The organism is Occallatibacter sp., from assembly GCF_035317045.1.
In the GTDB taxonomy this organism is placed as follows: Bacteria; Acidobacteriota; Terriglobia; order Terriglobales; family Acidobacteriaceae; genus Telmatobacter.
In genome coordinates, this window is sequence record NZ_DATHHT010000037.1 from 33,842 (window position 1) to 47,002 (window position 13,161).

The 13,161-nt window shown below is 59.1% G+C and carries 10 protein-coding genes; 2 read left to right on the forward strand and 8 right to left on the reverse strand.

Annotated elements, in window-relative coordinates:
• Positions 1-67: 67 nt before the first annotated feature.
• Complete coding sequence (locus tag VK574_RS18220; protein WP_472801296.1) at positions 68-1,906, reverse strand: serine hydrolase domain-containing protein; 1,839 nt, start codon at positions 1,904-1,906, stop codon at positions 68-70.
• 154 nt (positions 1,907-2,060) lie between these two features.
• A complete protein-coding gene (locus tag VK574_RS18225) occupies positions 2,061-2,624 on the reverse strand; it encodes a type 1 glutamine amidotransferase domain-containing protein (RefSeq protein ID WP_472801297.1) in 564 nt (187 codons plus the stop codon).
• Positions 2,625-2,957: 333 nt separating this feature from the next.
• Between VK574_RS18225 and VK574_RS18230 the strand changes: the two genes are divergently transcribed.
• Positions 2,958-3,980, forward strand: a complete 1,023-nt coding sequence (locus VK574_RS18230; RefSeq protein WP_472801298.1) for an aldo/keto reductase — start codon at positions 2,958-2,960, stop codon at positions 3,978-3,980.
• A 9-nt stretch (positions 3,981-3,989) separates the two neighbouring features.
• On the opposite strand, the gene VK574_RS18235 is transcribed toward VK574_RS18230, so the two are convergent.
• From VK574_RS18235 to VK574_RS18260, 6 genes are all read right to left on the reverse strand, one after another.
• Positions 3,990-4,574 carry a hypothetical protein gene (locus tag VK574_RS18235; RefSeq protein ID WP_472801299.1) on the reverse strand — a complete coding sequence of 195 codons (585 nt, stop codon included), beginning with the start codon at positions 4,572-4,574 and terminating at the stop codon, positions 3,990-3,992.
• Positions 4,575-4,584: 10 nt separating this feature from the next.
• Positions 4,585-5,169, reverse strand: a complete 585-nt coding sequence (locus tag VK574_RS18240; RefSeq protein WP_472801300.1) for a hypothetical protein — start codon at positions 5,167-5,169, stop codon at positions 4,585-4,587.
• The gene (locus tag VK574_RS18245; RefSeq protein WP_472801301.1) at positions 5,162-5,689 is read right to left on the reverse strand and encodes an RNA polymerase sigma factor; all 528 of its coding nucleotides are present in this window, start codon (positions 5,687-5,689) and stop codon (positions 5,162-5,164) included. The genes VK574_RS18240 and VK574_RS18245 overlap by 8 nt, the downstream gene beginning before the upstream one ends.
• Positions 5,690-5,855: 166 nt before the next feature.
• Positions 5,856-9,086 carry a translation initiation factor IF-2 gene (gene infB / locus VK574_RS18250; RefSeq protein ID WP_472801302.1) on the reverse strand — a complete coding sequence of 1,077 codons (3,231 nt, stop codon included), beginning with the start codon at positions 9,084-9,086 and terminating at the stop codon, positions 5,856-5,858.
• Between the two features lie 119 nt (positions 9,087-9,205).
• The gene (gene nusA, locus VK574_RS18255) at positions 9,206-10,801 is read right to left on the reverse strand and encodes a transcription termination factor NusA (protein ID WP_472801303.1); all 1,596 of its coding nucleotides are present in this window, start codon (positions 10,799-10,801) and stop codon (positions 9,206-9,208) included.
• Between the two features lie 118 nt (positions 10,802-10,919).
• Entirely contained in the window at positions 10,920-11,510 is a 591-nt protein-coding gene (locus VK574_RS18260) for a ribosome maturation factor (protein WP_472801304.1), read from the reverse strand.
• A gap of 481 nt (positions 11,511-11,991) precedes the next feature.
• Here VK574_RS18260 and VK574_RS18265 point away from each other — a divergent pair.
• The coding region (locus VK574_RS18265) for an EAL domain-containing protein (RefSeq protein WP_472801305.1) at positions 11,992-13,161 on the forward strand (1,170 nt) is incomplete at its 3' end.

Consider the following 13,161-nt stretch of genomic DNA (forward strand, 5'->3'; position numbering starts at 1 on the left):
CAAAATATACATCGCGCACAGAGGCCAAGGCGACGGGAATATGCAGGACGTCCGCCGACGGAATCCGCTAGTCGCCCAGCGAAATTGCGGGCTTGCCGGCAAGACGTTCGCTGATATGCTCGCCGATCTGATCGGCATAACTGCCCTTTTCGCTGATCGAGGCGTTGAGCAGGACCACCGCAGCGTAATCGCCCTTGGGATTGAAAAACACATACGCGCTATACCCGCCTGTCGCGCCGTTATGCCAGTAGTTGCCACTTTCCGGATTGAAGAGCCACGCCAGCGCAATCTTCAGGTTGCCCATTGCGTCGTTGCGTACCTCATGATCCTGGACGAGAGCGGCCGTGATTGTTTTTGAAGCTGGTGACGACCGCATGAACTTCAAGCCGTCGGGATGCAGATTGGCCGCGAGATATTTCAGCATGTCCGACGCCGTCGAACGGACGGCGCCCGCCCCTGCGAATGCGTCCAGATCCCAGGCATGCGCTGGATGATGGTCGCCCGTATGACCGGGGATAAAGCGCGCCTGCTGATCGGGCGTCAGCGTAACGGCCGTGTCGTTCATGCCAAGTGGATCGAGCACCTCTTCCTTCAGGAGGGCGGGGTAGGTCGTTCCCGCACGAACCGAGAGCGCGTTGCCGAGCAAGCCGAATCCCAGATTGCTATACAGGAAATCGGGTTTCTCGGGCTTCGCCACTCCGTGTGCGGCAAGAAACGCATAGAGGTTGGCTGCATGATAGTCCGCGTACGGATTCTCGCCATCGACGGGTTTGAAGTTGTCAGGCATCCGCGGCAGGCCGGAATGTTGCGTCGCAAGATCGAGCAGAGTGATCTCCGCGCCGGATGGCTTCTGCACTGTGCCGGCGGGCAACAACTCCCGCACCGGATCGTCGAACTTGACCTTACCCTGTTCCACCATCTGCGAAAGGACCAGCCCGGTGAAGGTCTTTGTGATTGATCCGATTTCGAAGATCGAATCCGCCTTCGCCACGCCATAACTGAAGACGTGCTGCACTCCGTGATCGAGAACGCCAATTACAACGCCTGCGCCCGTCGAAGGCGCGAGTTCGCCGGACTTCAAAGCGGCGGCAAGATCCCGGTCAAGCACAGCCTGCAGCCCTTCCGCACTGACTGGAGCAATGGCAGGATCGTACTTCGGCGGACGCGGAGGCTTGACGGCGATTTCTGTGGCCTGCCTTGTCAACGTGAGAGGCAGCGGATTTTTATTCTGGCTCCAGGTTCCAGTCAGGGTGTTTGAGTCTGCAGCGAGCTTGCCCTCGTAATGGCCCCCGACGGCCGGAACGTCGAACGAGAAGTCGTCGCCGTTGAGCGCGACCTTGGCGCAATCAAGACCCATGACATGCTGGTCGAGACTGTCGAGCGTGCAGAATTCCTGTCCAGCGTTATCGCTCTTTACATGAAGCTGAACGCGGAGCGAAGAACCGCCCGCCTGCAACGTCCCCAGCCAGATGCCGTCCACGCGCGAAGGCTTGGCTGCAGGCACGATGTCGCGCGTGAAAACCAGCGGCATCGGGCTGCCCTGATCCCATGTGCCGGTGAGCGTTTTGCCGTCAGCGGAAACAGTGCCTTTCCACGAACCATGAACAGAAGGAACAGAAAAGCTGAGAGCCTCGCGGTCCAGGTGGAAGTCTGCGCATCCGAGGCCCATCGCGCCCTGGTCAAGGCTGTCGAGGCTGCCGCTCAAAGCCCCTTTCGCATCCGCCTTCAAATGAAGGCGTAGATGGAGCGAGCCGCCGAGCACCCCAACATAATCGCCCGCAACGCCGGGCTTGGATTGTTGGGCCTGAATCGGCATAAGTGCGATTACCACCAGCAGGCAAGGAAACCAGGCATCATCAAAGCTCGTCCGAAGACGAGAAACAAGTGAACGCAGGAGCCGAATCATTCCAGGGCCTCACATTTGCTTACAGCATGCATTACGACGAAATAGAAGACAGTGCAGTGTACCTCTGTCGTGCCGGAAAAACGAAAAACAGCCATCCCTCCGCAATGCTCATGCGAAAGAATGGCTGTAGCCGTGCACGTTGGTCCGTTGTTTGTTACGCGTGAGCGTGCTCGTGCACACCGTGCGAGACCGACTCGATGATCGCCTTGTTGAACGCCGGAATATCATCGGGTTTGCGGCTGAAGATGAATTGACCGTCAGTGACAACCGCCTGGTCAACCCAGTTGCCGCCCGCATTCTTGATGTCGGTCTTCAAGGAAGGCCACGATGTTACGGTCTTGCCCTTAAGGGCGCCGGCTTCCAGCAGCGTCCACGGTCCGTGGCAGATGGCCGCCACTGTTTTTCCGGTCGACACAAATTGACGAACGAAATTCACCGCTGCCGGATCCATGCGCAGATGATCGGGATTCATCACGCCGCCGGGCAACACCAGCGCGTCGTAGTCGTGGGGGTTGGCATCGGCCAGCGCCAGGTCCACCTTAACCGCCTGACCCCAATCCTTCTTGTTCCAGCCCTTGATTTCTCCAGCTTTCGGGGATATCACAACGGTAGTGGCGCCGGCGTTGTTCAGCGCCTTCCGTGGATCAATCAGTTCTGCTTGCTCAAACCCGTCCGTAGCTAAAATGGCGATCTTCTTGCCCTTCAATTCTGAAGACATTTACATCCTCCTGTGGGATCGTTCAGACCCTTATGACGCCGGTCGGCAAGATGGGGTTGCGTGTCCGGCGAAATGAAAATAATGTGATTCTGAGATCGCAAAGGCGCATCCGCAACTCACTTGGTAGTCGAAGCAAACCCTTGTATTTACAACGCATCACAGCCCATGAAATGAGAACGCCATCCCGGCCGGAATGGGCACTCAATTGCAACCAAGGATAGCGCAGTGAAGCGTAGGGAATTCATGACGACGGCCGCAGCAGCCGCGGCTGCATTCGGGGCTCGATCGGTGCAATCGGCTCAATCAACAACAAACCCAGGGGGAGAAAAGTTCATGACAGCGCATTCGTCAATGCAGGCAGCCGCACGCATCCCGCGCGTGACAAATGGTGGAACCATGAAAGGGGAAATGCTGTATCGCGACCTCGGCGCAACCGGCGTGCAGGTCTCCTTGATCGGCATGGGCGGGTCTCATCTGGGGCTTGCCAATGTAGAAGAAGCCGATGCGATTCGACTGGTGCATGAAGGACTGGATCGCGGCATCAACTTCCTCGACAACTCGTGGGACTATAACGAAGGCCGCAGTGAAGAACGTGTAGGCAAGGCCCTGGCCCAGGCGGGATATCGCGAGAAGGCTTTCGTGATGACGAAGATTGATGGACGCACCAAAGAGGTTGCGACCAATCAGATCAACGACTCGCTGCGCCGACTCAAGGTCGATCACATCGATCTGCTGCAGCATCATGAGGTCATTCGCTTCGACGATCCCGATCGCATCTTCAACGAGGGCGGCGCCATGGAGGCGGTGGTCGCGGCGAAGCGGGCCGGCAAAATCCGCTTCATCGGCTTCACTGGGCACAAGGATCCGCACGTCCACCTCTACATGCTCGATGTCGCGCAAAAGCATGGATTCCATTTCGACACGGTGCAGATGCCGGTGAACATTATGGATGCGCACTTCCGCAGCTTCTCGCAACTCGTCGTTCCCGAAGCGATGCGCCAGAAGGTGGCGGTGCTGGGCATGAAGTGTTTCGGCGATGGAATCATCCTGAAAAGCGGTGCTGTCGAGCCGATGGATTGCCTTCGCTATTCACTGAATGTGCCGATATCCGTGCTCATCACCGGCATCAACTCGAAGATGCTGCTGGATCAGGCGTTCGCCGCGGTAAAGTCCTTCCAGCCGATGGACGAAGCATCTGTCGCCACGTTGATCTCGAAAACTGAAGAGGCAGCAATGAATGGCAAATACGAGCTCTTCAAGACAACCGCACACTTCGACACAACGGCCCGGCATCCTGATTGGCTCGGTTCCGACAGCCAGGAGGTGCAGAAGCTCGCACCTCAGCTGCCTGGATAGATCCCGAGGCTATTGCAGAGGCGTGGCCGTCGCGACCACCTGCATACTGCCCTTGCTGTCGAGAGAGTCCGAAGTAAACACCACGACTGGCTTGCCGATGGGAATCAGGACTGACCCCTGCCATTTGTTCTGGCGAATGACCGGCTGATGGATGCGAGCATCAGTGGTTGGCGCTACGCTGCTGACGTCCGCAACAAGGTCGAGTGATAATTGACGTCCGTTTTCATGCGTATTGTGTGCATCAATGTTCACGCCCACATCGACATACTGAAATTGCGTATTGACTAGCGCGAGCGCGGCGTTCTCGCCGCCGGTATTGAAAGATCCAGTGGGAACGGGAATCCTGGAATTGGTCCGGATCGATGTGCCGTGATCATGTGAATCCGTGCTAACGGTCGCCGTATATGTGCGGCTATTGGTGGCTTTGCCGTCCGTTCCCATTTCCTGAACAAGAAACTCAAGATGGTAGAAGTGAACGGGTCCCGGGGCAACCTTCGCAGGTTCCGCAGCAGGCGTTGAATCCTGGGCGAAAGATTTTGGTCCGCTAAGCATCGCAACAAATACGAGGCAGCAAATGAGGGTGAGCTTGCGCATTTGGATCTCCTTAGTTCTTCCCTGTATCGGGTATTTCGAGTGGTGGAATGTGAATGGCGGCGATATTGAGAGGCGCGTCGTCATTTTTTTGTGCCGCCAGGACGGCTTGACGTTGCTCTTCAGGAACCTGCGTTGCAAAGGCGTAGAGCGCCTGTTCTTCAGGCGAAAGCGGCTGGGGGAGGGGGAACACATCTAGCTTCGGCCGAGCCGCAGATCCGGCGACAGCGACAGCCCGCCGAGACGTCGTTCCGCGGATCGCGCGAGTCGGGATCGTCTGCGCAGGCCTGACTTTTGCAATTACGGGAGTCTGGCTTTTGGATGTTACAGACGCGGCGTTCGGCTGATGAGTTGACGGGCGAATCGCCGGTGGCCCCGCAGGCTTCCATACAAAGACGGTCAACAGCAGGCAAGCAGCTGCCGGAAGAGCGGCCCATGGCAAAAAGCGGCTGCGCCATCTGGGCGCGGAGCGATCTGAACTCTGCTCCCTCGAGAGGCGCGCCAGGATGCGCTCAGCGAGTCCGGAATTCGCTCCCGCGTCGCCGTAGCTGGAGAGCGACGACTCAATGATGCGGTCGAGGCGGTCGTCTTCATGCATAGCGCGACTCCTGGAGTGAAGCGAGCTTCTGGCGAAGAATCTGGCGAGCGCGCTGCAGTCGGGTGCGCACAGTCCCTTCGGGAATTCCGAGGATGGTTCCGATCTCCGGCGAATGGAGTTCATCAAAGGCTGAAAGTGCCAGCGGCACGCGCAGTTCTTCCGGAAGCGCATCAATCATTGCGTGAATCACTGAATTCTGATTTGCAGAAAGCACCGTTTGCTCCGGCCCCGGCTGCAGCGATTGCGCTTCATCAATCTCCAGGGGTTCAGGGCTTGCGGTCGAGGACTGCGAACGGCGCGGACGAAGGTCGACCGCTTCCCGCCACGCGACCCGGGCAAGGTAGGCGCGCTCATTGGCGGCCTGCTCCCATGCGCGATTGCGATAAAGCTTCAAAAAGGTCTCCTGTACCGCATCTTCGGCGTCGTGAGAATTGAGCAGAACTGCATAAGCTACGCGGAAAACAAAACGCGACTGACGATGAACGAGCGCCGTGAACTCCGCGTCTGGATCTGTGGTCAAAACTCGCGCTCCCTCAGGCTGCAGATCATTGTCAGACGCAAGGTCCGCGATGTACATACCCTAAGACCGGAGACAAGGTCCAAGCGTTCGAAAATCTTTTCGCGAAAAGAAGAAACCCGCTCCTCATTGAGAGAAGCGGGCTGTAAAGGATTGAACTTCTTAAGGGCTATGCTTTGGCTGAGGTAAGAGCCCCGAGGTCGGCTGCCAACTTCTCCGTCGAGAAGGCTTCGATCAGATCGCCTTCCTTCAGGTCGCTGAAACCGCCAAGACCGATGCCGCACTCCATGCCGTTTGTCACTTCGCGCACATCATCCTTGAACCGCTTAAGCGAGCCGATCTTGCCCTTGTAGACTTGCTCCTCGCCGCGCATGACTTTGATTTCAGAGTCGCGGCGAATTACGCCATCCTGCACGCGGCAGCCGGCGATGGTGCCGACCTTGGGAATGCGGAAGACGTTGATGACTTCAGCACGGCCCACATAGTTCTCCTTGAAGGTTGGATCGAGGAGACCAAGCATGGCGAGACGCATCTCGTCCTGCAACTCATAGATGATGGAGTGCAGGCGAATCTCAATGCCTTCCTGTTGCGCCAGTTCAGCAGCCTTGCGCTCAGGGCGCACGTTGAAGCCGATGATGATGGCGTTTGATGCAGTCGCAAGCAGCACGTCGCTTTCGGTGATCGATCCGACTCCGGAGTGGATCACCTTTACGCGCACCTTCTCGGTCGACATGCGTACCAGCGAATCGGCCAGCACCTCAACCGATCCAGTTACGTCGCCCTTGATGATCAGCGCAAGATCCTTCACGCCCGCCTGGCGAATCTGCTCCGCCAGCCCTTCGAGCGAAACACGCGAGCTCTTGGCAAGCTGTGCTTCGCGCTCCTTCATCTTGCGGTATTGCGCAATGCCCTTGGCCTTGTCACGATCCGCAACCACAAGGAACGTGTCGCCGGAGTCCGGCATGGATTCGAGACCGAGCACTTCGATCGGCGTTGACGGGCCAGCTTCTTCAAGCGGCCGTCCACGATCGTCGAACATGGCGCGGACCTTGCCGAAGGTGTTGCCGACGATGTAGCTGTCGTTCAAGCGCAAAGTTCCGTCCTGAACCAGGACGGTGGCCACGGCGCCGCGTCCGCGATCGAGCTTCGCTTCAATGACCGAGCCGACTGCCTTGCGGCCCGGTGTGGCCTTGGGCGCGCGGATGTCGGAAACGAGGCAGATCATTTCGAGAAGCCCATCGAGGTTCTGGCGCTTCTTCGCGGAGACCTCGACAAAGACAGTGCCTTCACCGCCGGCTGCCCACTCCTCCGGAATCAAACCGCGGTCGGCGAGCTGCTTCTTGACGCGATCCGGATTGGCTTCCGGCTTGTCGATCTTGTTTACGGCCACGATGATGGGCACACCAGCCGCCCTGGCGTGATCGATGGCCTCAAGGGTCTGCGGCATCACGCCGTCGTCTGCGGCGACCACGATGACCACGATGTCCGTAACCTTGGCGCCACGGGCACGCATGCGGGTAAAGGCTTCGTGACCGGGAGTATCGAGGAAGACGATTTCGCGGCCGGAAGCAGGTGAGCCTTCTTTGGAGAACTTCACTTTGTACGCGCCGATGTGTTGCGTAATGCCGCCGGCTTCGCCAGCCGCCACTTCGGTTTCGCGAATCGCGTCGAGCAATGAAGTCTTGCCGTGATCGACGTGACCCATAACGGTGACGACAGGCGCACGCGGCACTTCCAGTTCGCCGGTGTTCTCGGCCTCGAGCACTTCTTCGATTGCCTGGTTCGCGAGCTCTTCTTCGTAGCTGATGACCGTTGCGCCGGCACCGAATTTGGCAGCAACGTCTTTCACCATGGCAGCGTCGAGCGACTGGTTCACGGTTACAAAGACACCGCGCATCAGGAGCGCCGCGATCAGGTCCTTGGCGCGAATCTCGAGCTTCTCGGCCAGGTCCTTTACGCTGATGCCTTCGGTCACGGTGATTTCCCGCGTGATCGGCAACGGCTCATCGCTGAAGTGCGTGGCACCGCCAAAACGAGGTGGCGGCACAAAGCCCTTCATCGGGCCTTCCTTGGTCTTCGGGTACTGCTGGCCGCCGCGGCGCGCGCGATTCTGCGGTGCGCGCTGCGGACGCGGCGCTTCGCCGGTCGGAGGTGCACCGCCGGCACCCGGTCGTGCGCCAAAGCCGCCAGGTCGCGGAGCGCCGAATCCGGGGCGTGCACCGAATCCGGGACGTCCACCGGGCGCGCCAGCGCCGCCAGGGCCTGCAAATCCAGTGCGGGTCGGATGCTTGGGTCGCGGACCGCCGCCGGGGAACTGCCCGGGAGGTCCACCGGGACCAGGCGTACGTTGCTGGAATCCGCCGCCGGGTGCTCCTGAAGGTCTGCGATCGAAGATTGGCTTGCCGCGCTGAATGCCCACGCCCTGTGCGGGTGGGGGAGCAGTGCTCGCTGCGACGATTGGTGCCTTGTACACAGGACGCGGGCCGGTTTGCGGCATTACCACGCGCCGCGGTGCAACCACCGGTCGCGCTGGCACGGGAGTCGATTCGAGAGTTGGTGAAATGGGAGCCTCTGGCTCTGCTGCTACTGTGGCTGGTGCCGCAGGAACTTCCTTTGCCTTCGCAGCAATCTCGGGAACCTGCACGTTGGGCGCTTCGACTACCGGAGTGACCGGGGCGACGGCCTCGTGTTTCTCCTGCGCGGGTGGTGCTGCTTGTGGTGGCGGGGCTGCAACAGCCTTGGGTGCCGCTGGCTTTGCCGCTGCAAGTGTTGGTTCGATGGCCTTGGTCGCAGTTGATCCGGCTGCCGGCGGCTTCACCACAACCGTTGGCGGAACAACCGTCACGATGGGACGTGTCGGCGCAGCGCCTGCGGGAGCCTTCGCCACTACGGCGCCGACTGGCGGTTTCGATGCGATGGCAGGGGTGGCAGGGGGAACAATCGCCGGCGCCGGCCGAGGCTGCGGCACAATCTTCCGCGGCTCGGGTCGCACCGGGGCTGCTGGCGGCGCAGCTACCGAAACAACCGGCGGTGTGGGCTTTGCCGGAGTCTTCGGCGCAGTCGTGGCAGCCTTGCTGGGAGGCACGTGGCTCCTGCGAGCCTCGGCTTCCTCTTCCTGCTTTTTGGCAAGGATAGCCTTCATCACGTCGCCGGGCTTGGAGACGTGCGACAAATCAATCTTCGGTGTAATAGTCTGCGCAGAGCGCGATGACCCCGCGCCCGCGTGGCCGCCCTGGCGCCCATGCTGAAAGTGCGCGCGGACCTTTTCGGCTTCGTGCTCCTCGATCGAGCTCGAATGCGTCTTGCCCTCACCCAGGTTAAGTTCCGCGAGCACGTCGAGAATCTGGCGACTCTTGACTTCCATCTCGCGCGCGAGATCGTTAATTCGAACCTTACTCATCCGCCTCTTTTCAGAATGTGCTGCCCCAAGCCCTTTAGTCGCGCATCGCAACCTCTTGGCATTGGCTGGTTACGTTACCACCATTATCACTTGATTCCACTTGAAAGGCGCGACGCATACTACGCGCCGCCCTCTTCGTTTTCCGCTTCGTTCTCTTCGATTCCTTCGTCTGCGCTGGGAATGTTGTCGACCGCAAGCTCTTCCGCCGTTTCGCTCTGGTCTTCGGTCGCCTCTTCCAGCACTTCCTGCGAATTTTCCAGTTCAGCTTCCGCGGTTCCGGAAACGGCCTCGGCAGTCTCAATCTCCGACTCGCCTTCTGAAAGCTTGCCCGTATCGGCCGCTGCAGTCAGAGCCGCGGGCTCGTCACTGCCTTCCACTTCCGACGCTCCCGCTACACCTGCGCCCTCGGTTGCCTCGGTTGCCTCGCCCTCTTCTCCCTCTTCAAAGTGGCCGAAGTAGTGTCGAACCGCAACACTGATGCGTTCCAGTGTCTTCTCGCCAATGCCTGGAATCTCTTCGAGCTGCTCCGGCGTCATATCGGCCAGACCTTCCACAGTGGTGATACCGGCAGCCACCAGCTTCTGGATGATCCCTTCACCCAATTCGGTAACCTGCTCGATCGGAGTCGAAGGTCCACCCGTGAGAGCCTGCATCTGCTGCTCCACTTCCTGGCGCTTCTCTTCCTCGCTCTTGATGTCGATCTTCCATCCCAGCAACTTGGCGGCAAGCCGGACGTTCTGCCCCTTCTTGCCGATCGCCAGTGAGAGTTGCGTATCATCCACGATCACTTCGAGCTGCTTGTCTGTCAGGTCGGTAATCGAAACGCGACTCACCTTGGCGGGCTGCAAAGCCTTTTCCGCGAAGGTTGTAATCTCCTCGCTGAACTCGATGATGTCGATCTTTTCGCCGCGCAACTCGCGAATGATGGACTGCACGCGCATGCCCTTCATGCCGACGCAGGCGCCTACCGGATCCACATCCTTGTCGCGCGACTGCACCGCAATCTTGGTGCGCTCACCGGCTTCGCGCGCGATGGCGCGAATGACCACGGTGTTGTCATAGATCTCGGGCACTTCCGACTGAAACAGGTTCGACACCAACTCCGGCGCGGCCCGCGATACGATCACTTGCGGCCCCTTGGCGGCGCGATCCACCTTGAGGAGCACTACGCGCAGACGCTCGCCGATAGTGAACTGCTCGAGGCGGGACTGCTCCCGCTTGGGGCAGCGTGCTTCCGCTTTGCCCAGGTCGAAAATAATGTCTTGCCCTTCGATGCGCTTTACCGTCGCGTTCAGCACTTCCTTTTCGCGATGCGCATACTCATTGAAAACCGTGTCGCGCTCAGCCTCGCGGACCTTCTGGAAGATCACCTGCTTGGCAAGCTGCGCGGCGATGCGGCCCAGCGGCGTGGTATCGCGATACATACGGATCTCGCTGCCGACTTCGACTCCGGGCGCAAGCTCGTTCGCCTCCTCCAGCGTGATCTGATTCACGGGATCTTCGAGTTCATCGTCGGTGGCAACAACGGTCTTGAAGATGTAGGCGGTGATCTCACCCGTATCTTTGTTCAGTTCTCCGCGCATGTTCTCCTGGGTCTTGTAGTATTTGCGCGTGGCAAGGGCGATCGCCTCTTCCACGGCACCCACCACGATCTGGGGCTCAATCCCCTTCTCGCGGCTCAGGAGTTCGATACTTTGATATAAAGCGCTGGCCATACTCTTCTTACTCTCTCGGTTTGTTTCCGGCGACCGTCCGCTCTGAGACCGGTTGCACCGTTGGATTGTCGTTGAAGAGGCTTTGTTTCCGCCTCCGAAGCCATGCCTCGCGGCTTGGCTAAATCTCCGGGATCAGCTCTGCTTTCTCGACATTATTCAGAGCGATCTCTACTGTGTTTACGCCTGCCTTCCGGCTCTTGCTGTTCTGCTGCACGCCTCCAAGATCGAGTGTGATGATCTGCCCGTCACCCGACTGCAGCCGCCCTCGCCAATGCCGGTTATTGCGAACCGGCTCGAATGTCTGCATCTTCACCAGGCATCCGGCAAACCGGCGAAACTCCTCCGGCTTCGTCAACTTCCGATCCAGCCCCGGTGAACTGGCTTCCAGCGTGTACTCCGCTCCCGGCACCAGGTCTTCCACGTCCAGCAGGACGCCAAAATCACGGCTGAACTCCGCACAATCTTCGTGGGTCACGCCGGAAAGCTGTTCCACGCTCAACTTGCCTTCCGCCAACCGTTCCGGAAGCCCCTCAACCCCTGCTGCAATCTCCGCTTTCAGTCGTGCTCGACCCTCGGCGTTCTTCTCGAGAAAAACCCTCAATACACGCTCTTTAGCCGGTCCAGCAAGTTCCACATCCACCACATCCAGACCATGTGATGCAGCTACACGCTCCGCGGCGTTCCGGATTTCTTCCAGCTTTGCTGCCATGCATCGAAGCCCGCCCGTTGGCCCCTCAATCAAGGGGCTCCCGGTCAAAATCAGCGGCCGTATTCCGGGAGAAATTTGCACCAAATAAAAAGTGGGCTATAAGCCCACTCATCTCTCCGCCAGCCGGCATCCTCACGGCAACTCAGGCGGACAAACTCGTCTGCAACTCCAGCATACGGCGTTTCGCAGGGAAATTCAATGCGTTGCTCCGCGCTGACAGCGCGAATCCGCTGGCCCGCGACTCAATTCGCCGGCAACTTGTGAGGCCGATCTCACTTGCGCAATCGATAGTGCTTGCCTTGCTCTTAAGTTGTAAATCGGTTCAGCTGTCGGTTTACGACTCCCTGAAACATCCAAAGTAACCGCCATTTTCCTTTTGGAATGAGTGACTTATGCTGCTAGTACCCACGGGGCATCCGCCTACCACCATTGGGGAGCAGAAATTCGCCCCTTTCACGCTAAATAATGGGCTTGCTCATTCATGCGCACCCTTGTCCAACGCGTTGTGGTCACACTTGTGTCGACCATCTTTCTTGCCGCATCCGGTGCGCTCGCCGGTTATCTGCTGGGTCACGCCGTTGTACTTCGACAGGCGGAAGCCCGGCTCGATACCTATGCAAATCGGATCCTGCTTGAGTCGATCACGTCTTCGGCGGAGTCCCGCGCAATCCTGGCGACCATGAATTCCTCGCCCTACGCCTTTTGTTCCGATCCCGAAATCGAATACTTCCGCCAGCTCATTTTCCAATCGCAATTTCTGAAGGCCGCCGGTCGCATGCAGAGTGGAAGCATTAACTGCTCTACGACCTCTGGCCGCATGGTGCTGGCGCAACCGCAATTCATCCCGACGATCGCCCGCAAGGACGGCACGAAGATTTATAAGAATCTCACTCCGTTCCGCGTCGACGATCAGGACGTGATCTCGGTGCAGCTGGGTGATTCCTTCGTTGTCTACAACCCCTACAATCTCGTTTCGCTCGAAGCGCCGCCCATGCATTACACCGCGACGGCCATCGATTCCTTCACACGGCAGGGCGACCCGCTGCTTGGCCAGATTCCGAACGTCGAGAAGCACATTCTGATGCGCAACGGCAAGGTGCAGGTAGGCAACACCCTCTATGCCACCCGCTGCTCAACCGACGGCGATACCTGCATGACGGCCAATATCTCGATTCCAGACGCACTCTCTGTCGGTCGAGGGCTTACCCTGGCCTACCTTGCTATGGGCGCAGTTTCGGGCGCTCTCATCGGATTGCTATTCCCTCTGCTCTACAGCCGCAACAAGAGCGTCGAACAGCAGTTGCTCCGCGCCATCCGTGCGGACGCTCTTACGGTTGCCTATCAGCCCATCGTCGACCTCGCCACCGGCCGCATCGTCGAGGCAGAGGCCCTGGTGCGCTGGACAGACGAATACAAGAATGCGGTGGGTCCCGACATCTTTATCAAAATCGCCGAGGAACGCGGCTTCGTGGGCCAAATTACAAAGCTCGTCCTCCGCCATGCCCTGCGGGACTTTGGCGCCACCATGCGCGCGCGTTCCACGTTCCGCGTGAACGTGAATATCGCCGCCTCTGACCTTGCCGACAGCGATTTCCTGCCCATGGTCGAGCACGCTCTTGCCGATGCGGAAGTTGCCCCTCGCAACCTCGGT